Source organism: Reyranella soli (assembly GCF_007992495.1).
In the GTDB taxonomy this organism is placed as follows: Bacteria; Pseudomonadota; Alphaproteobacteria; order Reyranellales; family Reyranellaceae; genus Reyranella; species Reyranella soli.
The window spans coordinates 23,730-45,914 of record NZ_BKAJ01000099.1 but is presented as its reverse complement, the minus strand read 5'-3'; the positions used below and the strand labels follow the sequence as shown (position 1 = coordinate 45,914).

Genomic DNA, 22,185 nt, shown 5'->3' with positions numbered 1-22,185 from the left:
AAGTCATATGGTGTACGAACTACGCTGCTACACGTTGGTGCCGGGCAAGATGCCGGACTACCTCAAGGCCGCCGAGACGATCGGCCGCCCGGCGCGCGGCAACAACTACGGCGTCAACCACGGCTACTGGACGGCCGAGTTCGGCGCGCTGAACCAGATCTGGCATCTGTGGAAGTACGACAGTCTCGACGAGCGGACGCGGCTGCGCGGCGAACTCGGGAAGAACAAGGACTGGACCGAGAAGTACGTGCCGACCATCCGGCCGTGGATCCAGCGCCAGGACCTGCGCCTCATGAACGCCGTGGTCGATATCAAGCCCAGCGACGGGACCACCGGCAACGTCTATGAGCTGCGCATCTACCGCACCGTGCTGGGCGGCGCGCAGCAGTACGGCAAGGACTTCCTCGAGGTGAAGGAAGCACGCGAGAAGTACTCGCCCATCTGGGGCGCCTGGACGGGTGAGGTCCCGCAGCCCAACGAGTGGATCCATCTCTGGCGCTACAAGAACCTGCAGGAGCGCTTCGAGGCGCGCGGTGCGGCGATGAAGGATCCGGCGTGGCAGGCCTATCTCGCCAAGGGCCCGGCCAAGCTGGCCGAGATGCATTCGACCTTGCTGATGCCGACGAACTACTCGCCGCTGAAGTGACCGCGTAGCGGTCATCCTGAGCGGAGCGAAGGATCTCATCGCCGTCGACGCCATGAGATCCTTCGCTTCGCTCAGGATGACATGATTTGTAAACGGAGAAATTTGAGATGGACTCCTACGACGACACCGAGCTCGCCCTGATGAAATTCGGTGTCGGCCAGCCCGTGCCGCGCATGGAGGATCCGACGCTCCTGCGCGGCCAGGGCCGTTACACCGACGACATCAATCTCGCAGGCCAGGCCTACGCCGTGATGGTGCGCAGCCGCATTGCGCACGGACTCCTGAAGGGTATCGACACGGCGGCAGCGCGCGCCATGCCGGGCGTGCTGGCGATCTACACCCACGCCGACCTCGATGCGGCGGGTTTCGGTCCGCTGAAATGCCCGATGAACATCCCGCAGCGTGACGGCTCACCGATGAAGACGCCGCCGCGGCCCTCGCTCGCCACGGGCAAGGTGAGGTTCGTCGGCGAAGCGGTGGCCTGCGTCGTTGCCGAGACGGCCGTGCAGGCCAAGGACGCTGCCGAGGCCGTCGAGCTCGACATCGAGGAACTGCCTGCCGTCACCACACCGGCCGAAGGCCTGAAGCCTGGCGCGCCGCAGATCCATGACGACGCGCCCGGCAACCTCGCGCTCGACTTCCACTACGGCGACGCCGAGGCGGTTAAGAAGGCCTTCGCCGAGGCGGCGCACGTGACGCGCCTGGACATCATTTCCAACCGCATCGTCGTCAATCCCATGGAGCCGCGCTCGGCAATCGGCTCGTACGATTCCAAGACCGAGCGCTGGACCTTGAACGTCGGCTGCCAGGGCGTGATGGGCCTGCGCGGCGGCCTGGCGCGCGACGTGCTGAAAGTTCCGGCCGACAAGGTGCGCGTGCTGACCGGCAATGTCGGCGGCTCGTTCGGCATGAAAAGCCAAGTCTATCCCGAGTATGGACCGCTGCTGCTGGCGGCCAAGCTTCTGGGCCGTCCGGTGAAGTGGACCGACGAACGCTCGGAAAGCTTTTTGAGCGACCATCACGGTCGCGACCACCAGCGCGTGGCCGAGCTGGCGCTCGACAAGAACGGCCGCTTCCTCGCCGTGCGCCTGAGCGGCACGGGCAATGCCGGCGCCTACATCTATCCGCCGATGCCCGCGACCACCAACGCGGTGAAGAACATCATCGACGTCTACGCCACGCCGGCGATGGAGGTGAACTCAAAGGTGGTGTTCACCAACACCACGCCGATCGGCGCCTATCGCGGCGCCGGCCGCCCCGAGGGCAACTATTACATGGAGCGGCTGATCGACACTGCCGCGCGCGAGATGGGCATCGACAAGGTCGAGCTGCGCCGGCGCAACCATATCGCGCCCACGCAGATGCCCTACAAGGCGCCGTCGGCGATGAACTACGATTCGGGCGAGTTCACCACTGTGCTCGACAAGGCGCTGGTCGCCGCCGACTGGCAGGGCTTCGACAAGCGCAAGGCCGAGAGCCGCGCGCGGGGCAAGCTGCGCGGCCGTGGCATCGGCTCCTACCTGGAAGTGACCGGACCTCCCGCGAAGGAATATGGCGGCGTGCGCTTCGAGGCCGACGGCACCATCACCATGCTGAGCGGCACGCTCGACTACGGCCAGGGCCATGCCACGCCGTTCGCCCAGGTGCTGGGCGGCAAGCTCGGAATCCCGGTGACCCGCTTCCGCCTGCTGCAGGGCGATTCCGACCAGCTGAAGGTCGGCGGCGGCACCGGTGGCTCGAAGTCGGCGCTGGTCGCGAGCCAGGCCTTCCTCGAAGCCGGCGACAAGGTGATCGAGCAGGGCAAGCAGATCGCCGCCCACGTGCTCGAGGCTTCGGCTGTCGACATCGAATTCTTGCGCGGGCGGTTCGTGATCGCCGGCACCGATCGCGGCATCGGCATCCTCGAACTGGCCGACAAGCTGCGCGCAGGGCTAAAGCTGCCGGCCGACGTGCCGCAGTCGCTCGACGTCAGCCACATCTCCGACAACCCGCCGTTCTCGTTCCCCAACGGCTGCCACATCGCCGAGGTCGAGATCGATCGCGACACCGGCGTGATCGAGGTGGTGCGCTATTCCATGGTCAATGACTTCGGCACGATCATCAATCCGATGCTGACCGCAGGCCAGGCGCATGGCGGCGTGATGCAGGGCATCGGCCAGGCGCTGATGGAACGCACGGTCTACGACCCGCAGGGCCAGCCGGTCGCCGGCTCCTACATGGACTACGCCCTGCCGCGCGCCGCCGATGCGCCCGACATGTCGGTGCAGAACCATTCGGTGCCCTGCAAGACCAACCTGTTGGGCGTGAAGGGCTGCGGCGAGGCGGGCTGTGCGGGCGCTTTGCCGTCGGTCATGAATGCTGTGGTCGACGCCTTGAGCGAGTTCGGCGTCACGCATATCGACATGCCGGTGACGCCGGAGAAGGTGTGGCGGGCATTGAACGGAGCCTAGTTTGTGGCATTTGAACTGTTCGACCTGACCGGCAAGCGGGCGCTCGTCACGGGCTCCTCCCAAGGCATCGGCTTTGCGATCGCCCAGGGCCTGGCTGACCATGGCGCCGAGGTCGTCCTGAACGGCCGCGATAGCGACAAGCTTGCCGCCGCGGCGGCCAAGCTGGCGGCCTGCGGGCACAAGGTGTCGACATCCGGCTTCGATGTCACCTCGGCCGCGACTGTGACGGAAGCCGTCGACGCGATCGAAAAGGCAGGGCCGATCGATATCCTGGTCAACAACGCCGGCATGCAGTTCCGCTCTCCGCTGGAAGACTTCCCGGTGGAGCGGTGGGAGCAATTGCTCGCTACGAACGTCTCCAGCGTCTTCTATGTCGGGCAGGCCGTCGCCCGGCACATGATCAAGCGCGGCAAGGGCAAGATCATCAACATCGCTTCGGTGCAGAGCGAGCTCGCGCGTCCGAACATCGCGCCTTACACGGCGACCAAGGGGGCGGTGCGCAACCTGACCCGGGGCATGTGCACCGACTGGGCGAAGTACGGCCTGCAGGTCAACGCCATCGCACCAGGCTACTTCAAGACGCCCTTGAACCAGGCGCTGGTCGACGATCCGGCATTCTCCGCCTGGCTCGAGAAGCGCACGCCGGCCGCGCGCTGGGGCAACGTCGACGAATTGATTGGCGCTGCGGTGTTCCTGTCCGGCAGCGCGTCCTCCTTCGTCAATGGGCACACGCTCTATGTCGACGGCGGCATCACCATCAGCCTTTAGGAACGCAAAGGAAACCGCCCATGTCCGACCTGCCGAAGAAGATCGTCATCGAGGAACAGGGTCCGCGCGAGGGCTTCCAGATCGAGCCCGGCCCGATCTCGACGAAGGACAAGATCGCCCTGATCGACGCGCTGTCGGCCACGGGCCTTGGCATCATCGAGGTCGCCTCGTTCGTCAACACCTCGCTGGTGCCGGGCTGGGCGGATGCAGAGGCGGTGGTGGGCGGCTTCACGCCCAAGCCGGGCGTCGCCTACACCGCGCTGTGGTTCAACTCGCACGGCATGAGGCGCGCGCTCGCCTTCAAGGACCGCCTGCAGATCGACGGCGCCGTCGCCTTCTCGGCATCCGAGGCGTTTTCGCTCAAGAACCTCAACCGCGATCACGCCGGCCACCTCGCCGCCATGCGCAAGACGACCGAGGGCCATCTCGCGGCTGGCGTGCCGGTGACGCGGCTCGTGGTCATGGCCTCGTTCGGCTGCAACTTCTCGGGTGACGTCGCGGTCAGCCAGGTGACCGGCGCGATCGAGGACGGTCTCGCCATCGCCCGCGACTACGGCTTTTCCTACAAGTCGGTCGGCTTGGCCGATTCCATGGGCTGGGCCACACCACAGAAAGTGGCGCGCGTCGTCGGCGCGGTGCGCGAGCGCTGGCCCGAGCTGGAAGTCTCCTTGCACCTGCACGACACGCGCGGGCTCGGCATATCCAACGCCTATGAGGGGCTGCGGCTCGGTGTCACCAAGTTCGACGCGACGGTGGGCGGCCTGGGCGGCTGCCCGTTCGCCGCGCAACCCGGCGCGCCGGGCAACATCGCCTCGGAAGAGCTCGTCATGCTGTGCAATGAGATGGGCATCGAGACCGGCGTCGATCTCGACGCCCTGATCGAGGCCGGGCGCCTCGCCGAGACGATCGTCGGCCATCGCCTGCCCAGCGCCGCCCTGCGTGCCGGCTCGCTCGACGGTTTCCGCCGGCGGGCGGCGTGATGTCATCTCCTACGTCACCTTAGAAGCCGACGACCGGCCGGCGATCTCGGCGCCATCTTCCTTGGACAACCGCAGTGAAAGGAAAGTGGTCAGGGCCAGCGGAAGGGCGACGAGCACGATCGCCGTTCTAAAGTCGCCGCCGGCCGTCATGACCAGCGCCGCGTAGGCGACGCCGGCCGACGCGGCAAGCTGCTTCGCGACACTCAGCAGAGTGGAGGCCTGACCCGTCTCGGACTTCGCCACGTCCGAGAAGATCACCGCTTCCAGGCCATGGATCTGTAGGACGCGCAGCAAGGCCCCGACGAAGATGATTGCCATGACGACCTGGTGCGGCGTCGTCTCGCTGATGAAAGCGAGGAACAGCGTCGACAGCGCACCGAACAAGGCGGTGGCGGCCAGGAAGCTGCGGAACCCAAACCAGCGCAGCGTCGGCGCGATGGCGAACCGGCTCAGCAGCGTGGCGACGGCGGCAATGAAGGTGATCGATCCGGATTCGAAAGGAGTCAGGCCAAATCCGACCTGCAGCAGCATCGGCAGCAGGAAGGGCAGGGCACCGACCACGGCGGCGCGCACGACGAAGCTGCCGCCGATGCCGATGCGGAACGTGCGATGGCGCAGCAGCGACAGATCCAGGACAGCCCGCGTCGTCTGCCGGGCATGCTTCACATAAAGCACGAGCAACAGGACGCCGACCACCGACAGCGCCATGCTCCACGCGAATGGAATAGTCGGTCCGCCCAGGGCGCTGAGACCGCTTCCGATCGCAACGATCCCCAGAGAGGACAGCACGAAGCCGGTCCCGTCGAAGGGGGTTCGTGGCGCGTCGGACTCCTTCGGCACGAGGAAGAGGGCAAGGACGAGCGCGCCGAGGGCGAGCGGTGCATTGATCAGGAACAGAAGACGCCAGTCGAGGAATGTCGCGACATATCCTGCCAGCAACGGGCCGATGACGAGAGTGAGGGCAGGGAGAAGGGAGGCCGACGACAGCACACGGACCAGGTCCTGCTTCGATACCGATCGGATGAGGATCATGCGTCCGATGGGAAACATCATGGCGCTCCCCGCGCCTTGGAGAATCCTGGCCGCAACGAGCATGGGGAGCGTCGTGGACACGGCGCACAGCAATGATCCGACAAGGAACACGGCGATTGCGGCCGTGAAGACCAGACGCGGACCAAAGCGATCCGACAGCCAGTTGCTCAGCGGAATCAGCGCGGCGATCACCAGGAAGTACGACGTCAAAGCCGATTTTGCCTGGACGGGATCGACCCCGAGATCGCGCGCGATCAGCGGCAATGGCGTCGAGATCATCGCGCTGTCGAGGGTCTCCATGGCAAAAGTGCCGGAAACCAGGAGCAGAAGCCAAAAGCTACGGCCGGCCATGCGGACGATCATGCATGAAAGCGGCTGTGGACTGCTGGCACGCCGACTACAGTCGGCACAGGACTTGCGTCCTCGTCTGTGGAGGAAATGCGTGATGAAAGCTGTCGTGATCCATGCGCTTGGCGGGCCGGACCAGCTCACCCTGGCGGAAATGCCCGACCCGGTGCCCGGCGCCGGCGAGGTGCTGCTGGACGTCGCCTATGCCGGCTGCAACTGGGCCGACACGCAGGTGCGCATGGGCATCTACCCACATCCCATGACCTATCCCATGGTGCTGGGCTTCGAGGTGTCAGGGAAAGTCGCTGCTCTCGGCGCGGGCGTGACGGGCGTCAAGATCGGCGACCGTGTCGCTGCGTTTCCCGAGAAGGGCGGCGCCTATGCCGAGAAATGCGTCGCGAATGCGTCGGGGCTGATCAGGCTGCCCGACGCGGTCGGGCTCGACGTTGCCGCTGCCTTTCCGATCCAGGCGCTGACGGCCTATCACATGATGTGGACGGTCTATGGCGGCCTCGGCAAGGGCGACACCGTGCTGGTCAATGCCGTGGGCGGCGGTGTCGGGCTGATGTGCACCCAGCTTGCGAAGCAGGCCGGTGCGCGCGTCATCGGCACCACCGGCACGCCGGGCAAGGAGAAGCGTGCGCTCGAGTACGGGGCGGAGCGCGTGGTCGTGACCTCGACCGAGGATTTCGAGAAGGCGGTGCTCGACTTCACCAACGGCAAGGGCGTCGATCTCGCGATCGATTCCTACGGCGCCACCATGCTCGACCGCACCTTCAACGTCGTGAAGAAGCTCGGCCACGTCGTCAGCATCGGCGAGGCCGAGGGCCAACCCTTCAAGAACATCCGCGAGCGCATCCTGCCGCGCTCACAGACTTTCACGCGTTTGCATCTCGGCCATGTCGATCATGGCCTGCCGGAATGGCAGGCGGGCATCGATCACGTGCTGGGCGGGATCGTGGCCGGCTGGCTGAAGGTGCCCATCGAGGGCGTCTTTCCGTTGGCCGAAGCGGCCGAGATGCACCGCCGTCTCGAGGGGCGTCACGTCGCCGGCAAGCTGCTGCTGAAGGCCTGACGCAACCGGGGGCCGGATGTGCGAGCCCGGGCAATGGACGCTCGCCTTGTCCGGATGCAGAATCGGCAACCGTCAACCACATGTGGAGCTGACCATGACCGAGATTTCCAGGCGCCTGCTGCTGGCGGGGGCCGCCGCCGCGCCGTTCGCCGGCTGGGTACGCATCGCCGACGCCGCCGCGCCGAAGGACACCGCCGTCTTCGCCAAGCAGATCGATGACATCATCACCCTCGATCCGGGCGAGTGCTACGAGCTGTCCGGCATCGAGATGTGCACGAACATCTACGATCGCCTGCTGCGTTACGAGGCGGAGGACCTGAACAAGCTGGTCGGCGGCGTCGCCGAGTCCTGGACGGTCTCGCCCGACGGCAAGACCTTCACCTTCAAGATCCGCCCCAACCTAAAATTCCAGTCTGGCGCGCCGGTGACCGCCGAGGACGTGGAGTTTTCCCTGCAGCGTGTCGTGCTGATGGACAAGACGTCAGCCTTCCTGCTCACCCAGCTCGGCTGGTCGAAGACCACCGTCAAGGACCTCGTGAAGGGCAGCGGCGACACGCTGACCCTCAAGATCACGGCGGATTTTGCTCCCTCCCTGGTGCTGAACCTGATGACTTCCATCGTCGCCTCGGTGGTCGAGAAGAAGGTGGCGCTGGCGAATGAGACCAACGGCGACCTAGGCAATGGCTGGTTGAAGACCCACTCGGCATCCTCCGGCGCGTTCAAGCTGCTGGCGTGGAAGGCCAACGAAAGCGTCAGCCTGGAAGCCTATCCCGGCTTCCGCCTGGGCGCCCCGCCGCTGAAGCGCGTGGTCGTTCGCCATGTGCCGGAACCGGCCTCGCAGCGCCTGCTCCTCGAGAAGGCCGACGCCGACTACGCCCGCGACCTGACTCCCGACCAGATCAAGCCGCTGGCCAGCAACCCGGACATCAAGGTGGAGTCCTTCAAGGCCGCCAACACCTTCTACATGGGCCTGAACCTGGGTTACGAGCCGCTGGCCAACCCGAAGGTGCGCCAGGCGATGAAGATGCTGGTGGACTACGACGGCATGGTGAAGAGCTTCCTGGCCGGCCGCTTCTTCGTTCAGCAGAGCTTCCTGCCGCTGGGATTCTTCGGCGCCATCGAATACGTCCCCTTCAAGCTGGACGTGGCGAAGGCCAAGGCGCTGCTGGCCGAAGCCGGCTACAAGGACGGCTTCGCGGTGAAGATGGCCGCGCCCAACGTCTCGCCGTGGACCGAAATCTCGCAATCGGTGCAGCAGACCATGGGCCAGGCCGGCATCAAGGTGTCGATCGAACCGATGGAGCTGAAGGCGGTGATCAGCCAGTACCGCGGGCGAGGGCACCAGATCGCCATGCTGTCCTGGGGCCCGGACTACTTCGATCCGCACACCAACGCCGACAGCTTCGTGCATAACGACGACAACTCCGACACGCCGAAGACCAAGCCGATCGCCTGGCGCAACAAGTGGTTCATCCCCGACATCACCAAGGAGATGCTGGCCGCGGCGAAGGAGCTCGACGCCAAGAAACGCGCCGAGCAATACGCTGCGCTGCAGAAGAAGGTGACCGACGAAGGCCCGTACATCTTCATGTTCCAGAACAACAACCAGATCGCGCGACGCACGACGGCGACCGGGTTCAATCCCGGCATCACCGAGGATCTGAACTTCTACCGCACGATCCGGAAGTCCTGACGCTTTGACCTCCCCGACCACACAGGGAGCGGCATCCGCCGCTCCCGCCTGGGGTCTGGCCAGGAGCGTGGCCAACCGGGCGGCGCGCAGCCTGCTTTCCGTTGCTCTCACTTTCCTTGGGCTCACCTGCGTCACCTTCTTCATCGGCCGCGTGATCCCGATCGATCCGGTGCTGGCCATCGTCGGCGACAAGGCCTCTGCCGAGACTTATGCGCGGGTGCGTGCCGAGATCGGCCTCGATCTGCCGCTCCCCGTGCAGTACTGGCGCTATCTGACGAAGGTGCTGCACGGCGATTTCGGCAACTCCGTCATCACCTCGCGCCCCGTGCTGCACGACCTGCTGCAGGTGTTCCCCGCGACCTTGGAGCTGGCGCTGCTGGCCTTGCTGATCGGCGTGGTGGCCGGCGTGCCGATGGGCGTGATCGCCGCAACTCATCGCGGCCGCTGGCAGGACCAGGTGATCCGCTTTTTGTCCCTGCTCGGCTACTCCATGCCGGTGTTCTGGCTGGGGCTGATAGGCCTGCTGCTGTTCTACGCCAAGCTCGGCTGGGTCGAGGGGCCGGGCCGGCTGGATGTGGCGTTCGACGACATCGTCGGCCCGGTCACCGGCATGGTCACCATCGATAGCCTCCTGGCCGGTGAATACGAGGTGTTCTGGAACGCGTTCTGGCACCTGCTGCTGCCGGCATCGATCCTCGGTTACCTGTCCCTCGCCTACGTGGCACGGATGACGCGCAGCTTCATGCTGGCGCAGTTGCGGCAGGAATATGTGCTGGCGACCCTGGCCAAAGGCCTCTCGCCCTGGCGCGTCGTCTGGGTGCATGCGCTGGGCAATGTCTGGGTGCAGCTGGTCACCGTCATCGCGCTCACCTTCGGCAGCCTGCTGGAAGGTGCGGTGCTGACCGAGACGGTGTTCGCCTGGCCGGGCCTCGGCCTCTACATGAAGAATTCCCTGTTCAATGCCGACCTCAACGCCGTGCTGGGCGCCACGGTGCTGGTGGGCGTGGTCTATATCGGGCTGAACATGATCTCCGACCTGATCTACCCGCTGGTCGATCCGCGCGCGCGGGATCAGTGATGGCCACCGCACCTGTCCCGGGCCCTGTCCCCGGATCGCTGCGGGCCTGGCTGCTGAGCCCGGCCCCCGCCAGCCGCCGCCAAGCCCGCTTCGGCCGTTGGTTCCGCGCCTGGCTCGGCTTTCGCCGCAATCCGCTGGCGATGAGCGGGCTCGCCATCGTGGCGCTGCTGGTGCTGATGGCGGTCTTCGCCCCGCTGATCGCCGACCAGCAGTCCGCCACCTTGCAGGTGCTGCAGGATCGCTTGCAGCCGGCGAGCTGGCAGCATCCGTTCGGCACCGATGAGCTGGGGCGGGACATCTTCGCCCGCGTGGTGTTCGGCTCACGCATCACGCTCACCATCGTCGTCATGGTGGGCGTGATCGTGGTGCCCGTTGGGCTCGCCATCGGCTTGCCCGCCGGGTATTTCGGCGGCGTGGTGGATACGGTGCTGATGCGCATCACCGACATCTTCCTCGCGTTCCCGCGCCTGGTGCTGGCGCTGGCCTTCGCCGCGGCCCTGGGCCCGGGAATCGAGAACGCGGTGATTGCCATCGCGCTGACCGCCTGGCCTCCCTATGCCCGCCTCGCCCGCGCCGAGACGTTGACCAGCCGGCGCGCCGAATTCATCCAGGCCGCCGAGCTGCAGGGCGCCTCGCATCTGCGCATCATCGCCACCCAGATCGTGCCGCTGTGCCTGCCCAGCGTGATCATCCGCCTGACGCTGGACATGGCCGGCATCATCCTGACCGCCGCGGGCCTTGGCTTCCTCGGCCTCGGCGCGCAGCCGCCGGCGCCGGAGTGGGGGGCGATGGTCTCCTCCGGCCGCCAGGTGCTGCTCGACCAGTGGTGGGTGGCGACCATCCCTGGCCTGGCCATCTTCATCGTCAGCCTGGGCTTCAATCTGTTGGGCGATGGCCTGCGCGACGCGAGCGACGCCAGATCATGACCGATACTGGCATGACTGATACCGGCATGACCGATACCCTGCTCACCGTACGCAACCTCAGCGTCACCTATTCCGGCGACGATGGCGATGTCCGCGCCGTGCGCAACGTCAGCTTCACCCTGGGTCGCGAGCGCCTGGGCATCGTCGGCGAAAGCGGCTCCGGCAAATCCACGACCGGACGCGCCATCATGGGTCTTGTCGGCCAGTCCGGCCGCATCGAGGCGGACGAAATGCGGCTGGGCGACACCGACCTGGCGCACCTCGGCGAACACGGCTTTCGCAAGCTGCGCGGCCAGCGCATCGCCATGGTGCTGCAGGACCCGAAATACTCGCTCGACCCGGTGATGTCCGTCGGGCGGCAGATCGCCGAGACGCACCGTACCCACCTGCGCAGCACCAAGCGCGACGCCAGGCGCGCGGCGCTCGAGATGCTGGAGGCCGTGCATATCCGCGATCCCGAGCGCGTCTACACGATGTATCCGCACCAGGTCTCCGGCGGCATGGGCCAGCGGGTGATGATCGCCATGATGCTGATCGCGGACCCGGACATCCTGATCGCCGATGAACCCACGTCGGCGCTGGACGTCACCGTGCAGACCCAGGTGCTGGCCATCATGGACGACCTGGTGCGCAGCCGCGGCATGGGGCTGATCCTGATCAGCCACAACCTGCACCTGGTCTCCTCGTTCTGCGACCGCGTGCTGGTGATGTATGCCGGCCAGGTCGTGGAGACCTGCGAGGCCGCGAAGCTGTCCGAGGCGAAGCATCCCTATACGCGCGGCCTGCTCGCCGCCCTGCCGCAGCTGGGTAACCGGCGTGCCGAGCTGCCGCAGTTGCAGCGCGACCCCGCCTGGATGGCCGACCTCGCATGATCGCTCTCGACGACGTCACCATCGCCTACGGCAGCGGCCCCCGCGCTGTGGTGGCAGTCCGCGACTTTACGCTGGCCGTCCCCGAAGGTGAGGCTGTCGGGCTGGTCGGCGAATCCGGTTCCGGCAAATCCACCGTGCTGCGCGCCGTTGCCGGACTGATTCCCTATGCAGGCGGTGAGGTCACGCTGGCTGGCCGGCGGGTCGACCGACGCCGCACCACGGCTGAACGCAAGATGGTGCAGATGGTCTTCCAGGATCCTTACGGCTCGCTGCACCCGAACCAGACGGTGGACCAGACCCTCGCCATGCCGGTCGCCATCCACCGGCTGGACAACGGCGAGGCGCGCATTGCCCAGGTGCTTGCCGAAGTCGGCCTCGGTCGTGAGCACCGCTACCGCTACCCTCATCAGCTTTCCGGCGGCCAGCGCCAGCGCGTGGCCATCGCCCGGGCCCTGATCCTGGAACCCCGCATCCTGCTGCTGGACGAACCGACCAGCGCCCTGGATGTTTCGGTGCAGGCCGAAATCCTCAACCTGCTCTCCCGCCTGCGCCGCGATCATGGACTGACCATGCTGATGGTCAGCCACGACCTCGCGGTCATCGCCCATCTTTGCGAACGCATCGGCGTGATGAGCCGCGGCCAATTGCTGGAGATCACCACCGCGACGGCCATGGCGAACAACCAGGTGACGCACGACTATACGCGTCAGCTTCTGCGCTCCAACGCCGGCTTCGACCGCAGCAGCGTCTCCAGCGGCGAACTGGACGTGGTGGTGGGCTAGCTAGTACCGAGAATCACAAATGCCTGATACAGGCTCGATTGGGGCGTCAGAACATCGTGTTCTGGTTCTTCGACGTGTCGGGGACCGACGCGATGACGTCCCAATGCTCGACGAGCTTGCCGTCCTTCACGCGGAAGATATCGACGCCGACATCGCCATTCGGGCTGATGAGCCCGGTCCAGTGAGCATGGACGGCGACGATGTCGCCGTCGGCAATCACGCGCCGGATGTCGCCCTTGGCGTTGGGGAAGCTCGTTAGGAAGCCGTTGATGTAGGCGCGCAGGCCCTCCACGCCGTCTTCGGCGGCGGGGGTGTGCTGGATGTAGGTGTCGCCGACATAGCGGGCGATCGCGCCGTCAACGTCGCCGTCGAAGTGCGCTTCCTTGTAGAAGGTCAGAACGGTCTTCTTGTTCTGCTCGGAGATGCTTTCGGTCGTCATGGCGATTTCCTGTCGGTGTGTCGCTGGCCGTCTTGGCCGGTGCGGATGGGGGTTGTGGTAGCGAGCGCGCCGGCATCGGGGGCAATGCGCTGGAGAGGGCCCGGCCGGACGCGTTAGGCCGACCGCGAGTTACTCGGGCTTGGGCGGGATCTGTGCGTCGAACTGCGCCGCCTGGACGATGTAGATTTCGCACGGCTCGTTGGAAACGCAGGCAGTCGTGTGGCTCTGCTTGCCCCGCTGGTACCAATAGGAGCCCGGCCCTAGGTTTTCGGGCGTCTGACCCGGCTGGTAGTTCTGCAGGGTGCCTTTGATGACGACTGCGTAATAGTCGTAGGTGTGCGTGTGGACGGGGCTCACGAAGCCCGGGTCGAAACGGAAGAACGCGCCGTGAGCACCCTTGGTCACATCACCCCAGACGTTGGACACCTGGATGCCGGTCTTCGGGTTGATCCCCCGAGCCCCGGTGTCCTTGAACACGTAGTGGCTCGCCGGGTTCGAGACGGATGTCCCGCCGTTCAGCGGAGGATAGGCCGCGCTGTCCTGGGCCTGTGAGGCCGTGGAGAAGGCGAAGGCCGTCGTGGCGACAAGCGCCAGAGAAAGACGTTTCATGGTGTGGGTCTCCTGATTGGCTATCTGGGTCGAGTCGCGGTCAGGCCGCCTTCTCGAGGGCCGCGACGAACTTCGCCGCGAGCTCGTGGTCCGACATCGGGTTCTGGGCGGTGATCAACTCGCGATCGACGACGACGAACGAGGTGAAGTTGTCGGCGTTGATGACCTCGGCGCCGGCTGCTTCGAGCGCGTCGGGCATGTTGAAGATCAGCTTCTTGTGGAAGACATTCTCCTCGGCATACTCCTCCTCGCTGCGCGAGAAGACGGTCATGCGATAGCCGGCATACTGCCAGCCCTTGCCCAGCGCGTGCGCCTTCACCTTATCGCCATCGATCAGCGCCGCGCGAAACGCGCGGGCGTTGTCGAGCGCGGCCAGCATGCTGATCGGACCGTGGCAGATCGCGGCGGTGGGCTTGTTGGTGCTGTGGAAGTAGCGCAGTACCTCGCCGGCGTCCGGGTCCTGCATCACGTCGACGATCGGGGCGTGACCACCCGGGAAGAAGACGCCGGCGAACCGATCGAGGCCGGCATCGATCATGGAGCGGATCGTGCGGACATCGTTCATGCCGGGATCGTTGTTGAAGAAATCGCGAGCCCGGGTGCGGGCTTCATCGTCCTGCGCGAAGTAGATCAGCGCGTCAGAGTCCTTGTCCATGACCGGCTTTTCGCCGGTCGGGGTAGCAAGGACGAAATCGTAGCCTGCGGCGACGAGCGTCATCAGGGGGACGGCGGTTTCGTTCAGGAACTGGCCGATCGTGATCGTGCCGCCGCCCCGCGCTTCGAGCTGGGTGCCGTTGGACCCGATGACGAGAATGGTGCCCTTGGTCATGAGAATCTCCTGTGGTCGAAAAGAGCGTGCTTGCTGACGGTGCGGAATGGACATGTGCCGTCCGTCGGCGTGGCCTCGTTTCCGCGCCGCCTTCGGTCGTCGTCTCTGCGCTGGGACCGGCCCTGTCGGGCCGGTTGGATGTCAGGTCGTCGCGGGCGTCCTGGCGGCCTCGATCATCCGACGAACGGTCTCATCCGTGTTCCACACGGCATTGGCCATGAAGCGCCAGTTGATCATCGCGGCATCGTAGCCGGCGCCTTCTTCGTTCGCGGCAGCCGCGACCGCATCACGCACCATCACGGTTTCGAAGCCGTCCCGAAGGAGGTTGCGCATGTGATCTTCAAGGCAGAGGTTGGCGACGGGGCCCGCCATGATGACCGTCTCGATCTTCCGGCGGCGCAGCATGTATGCCAGGTCGTTGGTCGGCGCGTAGGTGACGTGGCGAGATACGATGGTAGTGTTCACGTCCTCCATATACTTTCGGAAGCGATCGGGAACGTCCGCGCCGCCGCCGGGCAGATCGTCGGTGTGGAGCGGGCTCTGGCGCGCCACGACGCCGCCGTGAAGGGCGAGGTCTTCCATCGGGCCAAGACGGGTCTTGCCCTTGTGGTCGTGCGGGAAGAAATAGTGCGGTGACATGAACACCGGGTAGCCGTGATCCTTGGCGGTCTGGAGGAGCGTCTCCAGGTTGGCGTTCACATTGTTGCTCTTCATCAGCTCCTCGATCATGACGTAGTACTTGCCGCCATCGGTGAGGAAGTCGTTCTGGATGTCGACCAGAACCAGCGCAGTGCGGCCTGCAGTGATGTCCATATCGACTTTGTGTTCGAACAACATGATTTCAGTCTCCTTCGAAAACACGCTATCTATCGATCGATAGATCAGCCATACGGCGACCAAAAAGGCAAGTCAACGTCTATCTATCGATAGAGCGAATTCGATCTGGGCTATCACGTGAATGCTTGGGGAGATCTACTCAGGCGTCTTTCCATGTGAGAGGGCGAAGAAAGGCCATCTTGCCGATGTCGACGCCGTTATGGCGGAGGATGGCGTACGCCGTGGTTAGATGGAAGTAGACGTTCGGGATTGTGACCTGGAGCAAGTAGTGCTCGGCGTCCATGATCTTGCCCCCCGACCAGGACAGCTTGACCTTGCGCTCGCTCGCGCCTGCATACTGTGCTTCTGTCACGCCTTCCGCGAATGCGACCGTCTTCCGAATCCGATCGCGCACATCGCCGATAGTTTGCTCGGTATCTGGATGTTTAGGCGGTGTCTGCCCCGACAACCACGCGGCTGCGGCCTTCACATAGTCGCATGCGCTTTGGACCTGATAGACGAAATCTCTCATATCGGGCGCGAGGCGACTTCCCATGAGCACGTTGACGTCGAATTTCTTCGCCGCCGCGAGCTCCTCCGCCTTATCGAGCCAGACTTCCACTAACTTCAGTGTGTGAATGCACTGAGAGACGATCGGATAATACATGGGGCATTTCCTTCGTTGCGGCTGATCCTGTGGACTCGCTATGCCGCCGAAGCTCGAGCCTCTTCCTTCAGGGCATTCATTGCTTTGATGTAGGGAATGGGCCCATAGCTGATGCGTGCTACGCCTAGCTCGGCGAGGCGTTTGGCCGGCGACAGGCCATCCATGACCATGACATTGACAGGCAAGTAGACGTTGTCGCTGATCTTCTTGATCAAGGCATCGTCTGTGAGACCTGGTATGAAAAAGCCCGATGCGCCAGCGTCTCTGTACGTCTTTGCTCGCTCGAGAGCTTCTTCGGTGAGTTTCTCCGGATTACCATCACCAAAGAACAGATCCGTGCGCGCATTGATGAACAAATCGACGCCCAGCTTCCTCGCGACATCTCGGATCGCTGCTATCCGCTGCGCTTGGCGCTGGGCGGGATAGAGCCCCTCGCCCTTTACGACGCGATCTTCGAAATTGATGCCGATGATTCCCAGCTCGATGAGTCGAGAGACGTTCTTCGCGAGAACGCCATCGTCTTCGCTATATCCACCCTCGAAATCCACCGTCACCGGGACGTCGACCGCCTTGGCGATCCTGGCGATGATCTGCTCGGCGAGCGAAAGAGGAATACGTTCTCCGTCTTGATATCCCTGCGCTTCGGCGACGGACCAGCTGCTTGTCGCGATCGCCGTGGCGCCGGCACCCTGAATGACTTTGGCGGTTCCGGCGTCCCACGCGTTAAAGAGGATGAGAGGAGTTCCCTTGATGTGAAGCGCAGCGAACTGTTTCGCCTTTTGTGCCTGAGTCATATCAACCTCCGTATTCTACCACCCATCAAAATGTTCAGGCCGACGAGACGTGAAGCATCCGCCACGCGCGCAGGCATGTGATGCCAGCTGCGCCCGCCCACCTGGCCGCCCAGGAGCCCCGACGATTGCTACTTGCGTGTCCCATGATCGGCCGCCTTTCTGGGCGCTACAGACCCATCCGGTCGGCCGGACTCGCTTTTCCGCGGATAGGAGTGAGCGCCCGTCGTGTCGTGCTCCCGGACCCAAGCTTGCGGACGAACGTGTAAAACGCCGGCGTGAACAGCAGACCGAAGACAGTGACACCGAGCATGCCGAAGAATACGGCGGTACCCAAGGACTGGCGCATTTCCGAACCCGCCCCCGCTGCCACAACGAGCGGGAACACTCCCAGGATGAACGCGAAAGACGTCATCAGGATCGGGCGCAAGCGGGTCTTGGCGGCTGCTGTCGCGGCGTCCTCGGGCGAATCACCATCGCGATCCTGTCGTTGCCGCGCGAACTCAACGATCAAGATCGCATTCTTCGCGGCCAGCCCGACCAGCACCACGAAACCGATTTGCGCGAGGATGTCGATGGGCATGCCTCTGAAGTCGAGCCCGGTAGCCGAAGTCAGCAAACACATTGGCACGATGAGCACGATCGCCAACGGCAACTTCCAGCTCTCATATTGAGCCGCAAGCACAAGAAACACGAACACGGCAGACGCTGCGAAAATTGCCAGCGTCGGAACCCCTTGCTGCTCCTGCTGATGAGATAGATCGGTCCATTCGAACGCGAAGCCAGAGGGGAGCACTTCCTTAGCCAGTTCAGCCATGCGTGCCATCGCAGTTCCCGACGCGACTCCAGGTGCCGCGGCACCCATGATTTCGGCCGCTGGATGGAGATTGTACCGCGGGACACGATACGGCGCGGTCACGTCTCTGAACGTAGCAACCGTTCCGATGGGCACCATCTCGCCGGCACTATTGCGAGCCTTGAGTCGTGCGATGTCTTGCGGCGTCTTCCGAAATGCCTCGTCCGCCTGAGCGAGTACCTGATAGGTTCGGCCCAGGTAGTTGAAGTCATTGACGTACTGCGAGCCGAGGTACAGCTGCAGGGTCGCGAAGACGTCACTCGGCGTCAGGCCCACCTTTTGCGCTTTCAGACGATTGATGTCAGTAAAGAGCGACGGCGAGCCGGCGTTGAACAGGGTGAAGACGCCGGCAAACGCCGGATCCTTGTTCGCAGCTGCTACGAGCGCATTCGTCGCCCGGGCGAGGGCCTGCGGCCCGGCATTGTTGCGATCCTCCACCATCAACTTGAAGCCTCCGGCCGCGCCGAGGCCCTGAACTGGAGGTGGGTTGATCACCAGCACGAATGCATCCTTGATGCCGGCCAGGCGCGCACGTACGGCTGCGAGCATCGTCGCAGCATTCACGCCCGGAATGTGGCGACCATAGAGTGAGGGCAAACCGAGGAAGATCGTGGCCGCATTGGGCGCAATAGTATTTGTCGTCACATCGAACCCGGTCACCGGTGACGTGTGTTCGATACCAGGAGTGTCAAGAATGATCTCATTGACTTGCCTGACGATAGCGTCTGTTCGCTCAAGGCTCGATCCCGGTGGCAGCTGAATGACGGTGACCAAATAGCCAATATCCTGCTCCGGAATGAAGCCGGTGCTCATTCTGGAGAATTGGTAGCCGGTGAGCGATATCAGACCGACGTACACGGTCAAGATGATCGCAAGCATACGTACAACGCCTGCAGTCATCTCGCCGTACGCCGTTGACATCCAGTCGAAGCCGGCATTGAAACGGCTGAAGGCGGCTTTGAGTAGCCGGCCCACGCCTCGTGGCTCGGTACGAGTGTGATGCGGCTTCAACAATACGGCGCAGAGCGCCGGGCTCAACGTGAGCGAGACGAAGCACGAAATCACCGTCGACGCGGCGATGGTTGTGGCGAACTGGGCGAAGAACAGACCCGATATGCCGGAGATGAACACGGACGGCGTAAAGACGGCGCACAACGTCAGCGCAATGGCGATGAGTGCTGCCGAGACCTCGTCCATCGTCTTGTGCGCAGCCTCTTTCGCAGACATGCCTCGAGCCATGTTGCGCTCGACGTTCTCGACCACGACGATGGCATCATCGACCACGATGCCCACTGCGAGCACCAAGCCAAACAGGGACAGATTATTGATCGAAGTCCCAAGCACCGATAGGATCGAAAAGGAACCTATAAGCGACACCGGAATGGCGACCACCGGTATGAGTGTCGCCCGCCAATCCTGCAGGAACACGTAGACGACACCGACGACAAGGGCGATGGCGATGCCGATCGTGAGTATCACCTCGTCGATGGATTGACTCACGAACGTCGTCGGATCGTAAATGTTGATGTAATCGAGACCCGCCGGGAAGCTCTTCTTGAGCTCCGCCATCTTGTCCCACACCGCGTGCTCAACCTTGACCACGTCCGCGCCAGGTGTGGCGATGACCCAAAACGGAGCTGAGGCATGGCGATCGGCGTACGCGACGGAGCCGTAGTCTACCGATCCGACCTCTACACGCCCGATATCCCGAATGCGAGTGACGCGACCTTCGGCGTCTGACTTGACGATAACATTGCTGAACTCGTCGGGCGTCGTCAGCCGCCCGAGTGCCTCGACACTAATCTGATACGCAGCGCCCCCCTTGCGGAGTATAGGAGGCTGGTTGAGCGCCCCAGCCGATACTTGAACATTTTGAGCGCGCAAGGCGCTTAGGATATCACCTGCACTGATACTGTTTGCGGCGGCCTTACCCGGATCAATCCATATCCGCATGGCATACTGTCGTTCGCCAAGGCTCCAAAGATCCGAAACCCCCGGAAGCCGTGAGATCTCGTCTTTGACGTGAAGGATCATGTAGTTGGAGATGTATTCCGCATCACGCGATCCGTCGGGTGAATACGGATGAATGCCAAGCAGCAAGGCCGGGATCGTCTTCTTAACTTGCACGCCTTGTAGCTGCACCTCCTGCGGCAGCCTGGCCAGCGTGTCCTGCACACGATTGCGCGTAAGCATGAGGGCAATGTTCGTATCGGTGCCGATTTTGAAGATCACCGTGATGGTGATGAGACCGTTACTCGTGGACTGGCTGCTGATGTAATCCATGTTCTCGACGCCATTGATTGCTTGTTCAAGCGGCGTCGCGACAGTCCGAGCGATCGTCTCTCCTGATGCACCGGGATAGGCCGTCGTGATCTGGATTGTCGGCGGCACGATGTTGGGGTATTGCGCCACTGGCAGGAACGCTGCGGCAGCCAATCCGAACACAACGATGAAAATGCTGATCACCGTGGCGAACCGGGGATGATCAATGAAGAAGTGCGAAAGCTTCATCGCTTGCCTCACTTCTCGCTTTGCTGAGATGCGAACCGTATCGACCCATCACGCGGTGATACCTTTGTACCCGGCGCGACAGCTGGTATGCCGTCGATGATGATCTTGTCAGTGGGAGTGAGACCCCACCGGATTACCCGAAGGCCGTCGCGCAGATCGCCCAGCTCGACCTGCTTGGGCGTCACGACGTTGTTTGAATCCACGGTCAAGACGACATGCTTTGACTGATCAGGCAGCACGGACGCGTCGGGTACCAGCAGAACAGGCGCCGGCGGCGCGACCTCAAGGCGCACGCGCGCGAAGCCACCTGGCGTGAGGAGTGAGTCTCCATTGGGGAGAGTGGCACGAGCGTGGATTGTGCCACTTGACCGGTCGAGTGAATTGTCGACGAAGTCGAGTGTCCCTATACGCGTGAACTCCTGTTCGTCGCTCAGCGACACTTTCACTTTGCTGGCGAGTGGGCCGCTCTGTTTTTGTCGTTCTCGAGCGAACACCATGTACTCCGCTTCGCTCATGTCGAAATCCAGGTAGATGGTTTCGAACGAGACAAGTGTCGCAAGTAGAGTGGTGGGGCTCGTACCAGCCCGGCTGCCAGCGACGAGATTGCCGACAGATACAAGGTGGGAACCAATGCGTCCTGTGAAGGGTGCGGTTATGCGGGTATGGTCGAGGTCAAATTGAGCGTCACGGATGAGCGCCTCGGCTTGGTCGACAGCGGCCTGAGCCGCCCGGCGCTCGGCTGATCGTTGATCGGTGTTTTGGACGCTGCCGACGCCAGTGCGGCTCAACGAGTCGGCGCGAGTGAACTCTTGATTTGCCAGTTCGAGGCGTGCGCGAGCCGCCGCGAGCTGTGCCGTCGTCTGTCGTAGCCTGATTTCGTATGGCGTCGGATCAATGACAAACAACAGGTCGCCTTTGTGGACGATGTCGCCGTCCTTAAAGGTGATTTGGGTGAGGGTGCCGCCAACTTGGGCGCGAAGTTCAACTCGATCGACCGCGGAAAACTGCCCGAGAAACTGAAGGCGAGAGCTCATATCGCGCTGAAGCGGCATACTGACCGCCACGCTCGGCAGAGGACGCGCAGCGACTGGACTGGGCGGCGACCCAATGAGGCGAGGGCCTATAACAACAGCAGCCGCGACGAGTCCCAGTGCAACGAGAGCCGTGGCCAACGCCTTTGTGTGGGACCTTTTCGTGGGCAAGCTGGGCGGCTTCCTTGAGTCAGACCCGACAGATGTACCCGTAAGCAGGGGGGGCAGTGTCTCGACGTCAGTATTGAAATCCGTGGTGTCCATGGCGGCCCTCGCTCAATCGGCATTCAAGACGGATTCTATCTATCGATAGGTGCCATCTAGGTTGATAAATAAAGGGGCGTCAACCTCTATCTATCGATAGAATGGTACCATCGGCAACGAGTTGTCGGATGCCAATCCAACCGGCAATCTCCCAAAGGCCGCTGGGCTAAGACATGATGAGGTGCCATGCCTCGCTACCGATCAGACATCCTCGCGAGAAACCTCGACGTCGTATTCTGCGGCCTTAACCCGGCAGAGAGTGCTGCCGCAGACGGACATAATTTCTCCAACAGAAACAATCGATTCTGGCCGGTCCTGCATCTCGCGGGGTTCACCGGTACATGCCTTTGTCCGCACGATGAACGCCGGCTGCTGCGATATGGCTGTGGCATCACCGCCGTCGTCAGTCGACCGACCAAGAGCGCGGTAGACGTGTCTTCAGCGGAATACAGAGACGCTCGGCCCGCGTTCGAAGCAAAAATTCGGCGTTATGCGCCTCGCTGCGTTGCGTTTCTCGGCAAGCGAGCTCTGTCCGCCATGACCGGCCAATCGAGACTCGACTGGGGCGCGTATGCGGCGGGCTTTGCCGGGGCCTTGGCGTGGATTCTTCCTAACCCGAGTGGCCGCAATCGAGCCTTCACGCGTGATGCGCTGGTACAGGCCTATTCGGAGCTTCGGATAGCCCTTGGTCGTTCATCCGAAGCGAACTGAAACACGATCAA

20 protein-coding genes are annotated in these 22,185 nt (G+C 63.4%); 11 read left to right on the top strand and 9 right to left on the bottom strand.

Features of this window, described 5'->3' with window-relative positions; genetic code table 11:
- Positions 1-7: 7 nt before the first annotated feature.
- The 4 genes from RSO01_RS27795 to RSO01_RS27780 all read left to right on the top strand — a co-directional run bounded on the left by RSO01_RS27795 (position 8) and on the right by RSO01_RS27780 (position 4,844).
- Positions 8-646 (top strand): NIPSNAP family protein, encoded by a 639-nt coding sequence (locus RSO01_RS27795; protein ID WP_147153604.1) that lies wholly within the window; start codon positions 8-10, stop codon positions 644-646.
- A gap of 107 nt (positions 647-753) precedes the next feature.
- Positions 754-3,096 (top strand): xanthine dehydrogenase family protein molybdopterin-binding subunit, encoded by a 2,343-nt coding sequence (locus RSO01_RS27790; protein WP_147153603.1) that lies wholly within the window; start codon positions 754-756, stop codon positions 3,094-3,096.
- A gap of 3 nt (positions 3,097-3,099) precedes the next feature.
- Positions 3,100-3,864, top strand: coding sequence for an SDR family oxidoreductase (locus RSO01_RS27785; protein WP_147153600.1), 765 nt, complete (start codon positions 3,100-3,102; stop codon positions 3,862-3,864).
- A 20-nt stretch (positions 3,865-3,884) separates the two neighbouring features.
- Positions 3,885-4,844 (top strand): hydroxymethylglutaryl-CoA lyase, encoded by a 960-nt coding sequence (locus RSO01_RS27780; RefSeq protein ID WP_147153598.1) that lies wholly within the window; start codon positions 3,885-3,887, stop codon positions 4,842-4,844.
- 9 nt (positions 4,845-4,853) lie between these two features.
- On the opposite strand, the gene RSO01_RS27775 is transcribed toward RSO01_RS27780, so the two are convergent.
- On the bottom strand, positions 4,854-6,239 hold the full coding sequence (locus RSO01_RS27775) for an MFS transporter (RefSeq protein WP_147153596.1): 1,386 nt from the start codon (positions 6,237-6,239) through the stop codon (positions 4,854-4,856).
- An 82-nt stretch (positions 6,240-6,321) separates the two neighbouring features.
- Here RSO01_RS27775 and RSO01_RS27770 point away from each other — a divergent pair, with 82 nt between their 5' ends.
- The 6 genes from RSO01_RS27770 to RSO01_RS27745 all read left to right on the top strand — a co-directional run bounded on the left by RSO01_RS27770 (position 6,322) and on the right by RSO01_RS27745 (position 12,650).
- Entirely contained in the window at positions 6,322-7,299 is a 978-nt protein-coding gene (locus tag RSO01_RS27770; protein ID WP_170303403.1) for a quinone oxidoreductase family protein, read from the top strand.
- Between the two features lie 94 nt (positions 7,300-7,393).
- Positions 7,394-8,992, top strand: coding sequence for an ABC transporter substrate-binding protein (locus RSO01_RS27765; protein ID WP_170303402.1), 1,599 nt, complete (start codon positions 7,394-7,396; stop codon positions 8,990-8,992).
- Positions 8,993-9,059: 67 nt separating this feature from the next.
- A complete protein-coding gene (locus RSO01_RS27760; RefSeq protein WP_170303401.1) occupies positions 9,060-10,070 on the top strand; it encodes an ABC transporter permease in 1,011 nt (336 codons plus the stop codon).
- Positions 10,070-10,996 (top strand): ABC transporter permease, encoded by a 927-nt coding sequence (locus RSO01_RS27755; protein ID WP_147153590.1) that lies wholly within the window; start codon positions 10,070-10,072, stop codon positions 10,994-10,996. Before RSO01_RS27760 ends, RSO01_RS27755 begins: the two co-directional genes overlap by 1 nt.
- Before the next feature lie 26 nt (positions 10,997-11,022).
- The gene (locus tag RSO01_RS27750) at positions 11,023-11,868 is read left to right on the top strand and encodes an ABC transporter ATP-binding protein (protein ID WP_147153634.1); all 846 of its coding nucleotides are present in this window, start codon (positions 11,023-11,025) and stop codon (positions 11,866-11,868) included.
- Positions 11,865-12,650, top strand: coding sequence for an ABC transporter ATP-binding protein (locus RSO01_RS27745; RefSeq protein ID WP_147153588.1), 786 nt, complete (start codon positions 11,865-11,867; stop codon positions 12,648-12,650). The genes RSO01_RS27750 and RSO01_RS27745 overlap by 4 nt, the downstream gene beginning before the upstream one ends.
- 46 nt (positions 12,651-12,696) lie before the next feature.
- Here the strand turns inward: RSO01_RS27745 and RSO01_RS27740 are convergent, their stop codons facing one another.
- From RSO01_RS27740 to RSO01_RS27705, 8 genes are all read right to left on the bottom strand, one after another.
- Positions 12,697-13,089 carry a nuclear transport factor 2 family protein gene (locus RSO01_RS27740; RefSeq protein WP_147153586.1) on the bottom strand — a complete coding sequence of 131 codons (393 nt, stop codon included), beginning with the start codon at positions 13,087-13,089 and terminating at the stop codon, positions 12,697-12,699.
- Positions 13,090-13,218: 129 nt separating this feature from the next.
- Positions 13,219-13,698 (bottom strand): DUF4437 domain-containing protein, encoded by a 480-nt coding sequence (locus RSO01_RS27735; RefSeq protein WP_147153584.1) that lies wholly within the window; start codon positions 13,696-13,698, stop codon positions 13,219-13,221.
- A gap of 40 nt (positions 13,699-13,738) precedes the next feature.
- Positions 13,739-14,527, bottom strand: coding sequence for a type 1 glutamine amidotransferase domain-containing protein (locus tag RSO01_RS27730; protein WP_147153582.1), 789 nt, complete (start codon positions 14,525-14,527; stop codon positions 13,739-13,741).
- A gap of 141 nt (positions 14,528-14,668) precedes the next feature.
- Positions 14,669-15,388 (bottom strand): isochorismatase family protein, encoded by a 720-nt coding sequence (locus tag RSO01_RS27725; RefSeq protein WP_218037477.1) that lies wholly within the window; start codon positions 15,386-15,388, stop codon positions 14,669-14,671.
- Positions 15,389-15,503: 115 nt separating this feature from the next.
- Positions 15,504-16,010 (bottom strand): DUF1993 domain-containing protein, encoded by a 507-nt coding sequence (locus RSO01_RS27720; RefSeq protein WP_147153580.1) that lies wholly within the window; start codon positions 16,008-16,010, stop codon positions 15,504-15,506.
- Between the two features lie 38 nt (positions 16,011-16,048).
- A complete protein-coding gene (locus RSO01_RS27715) occupies positions 16,049-16,804 on the bottom strand; it encodes an isocitrate lyase/PEP mutase family protein (RefSeq protein WP_147153578.1) in 756 nt (251 codons plus the stop codon).
- A gap of 166 nt (positions 16,805-16,970) precedes the next feature.
- Positions 16,971-20,168 (bottom strand): efflux RND transporter permease subunit, encoded by a 3,198-nt coding sequence (locus tag RSO01_RS27710; protein ID WP_147153576.1) that lies wholly within the window; start codon positions 20,166-20,168, stop codon positions 16,971-16,973.
- 8 nt (positions 20,169-20,176) lie between these two features.
- On the bottom strand, positions 20,177-21,220 hold the full coding sequence (locus RSO01_RS27705) for an efflux RND transporter periplasmic adaptor subunit (RefSeq protein WP_218037476.1): 1,044 nt from the start codon (positions 21,218-21,220) through the stop codon (positions 20,177-20,179).
- A gap of 429 nt (positions 21,221-21,649) precedes the next feature.
- Between RSO01_RS27705 and mug the strand changes: the two genes are divergently transcribed.
- Positions 21,650-22,174, top strand: a complete 525-nt coding sequence (gene mug, locus RSO01_RS27700) for a G/U mismatch-specific DNA glycosylase (RefSeq protein ID WP_147153572.1) — start codon at positions 21,650-21,652, stop codon at positions 22,172-22,174.
- Positions 22,175-22,185 lie beyond the last annotated feature (11 nt).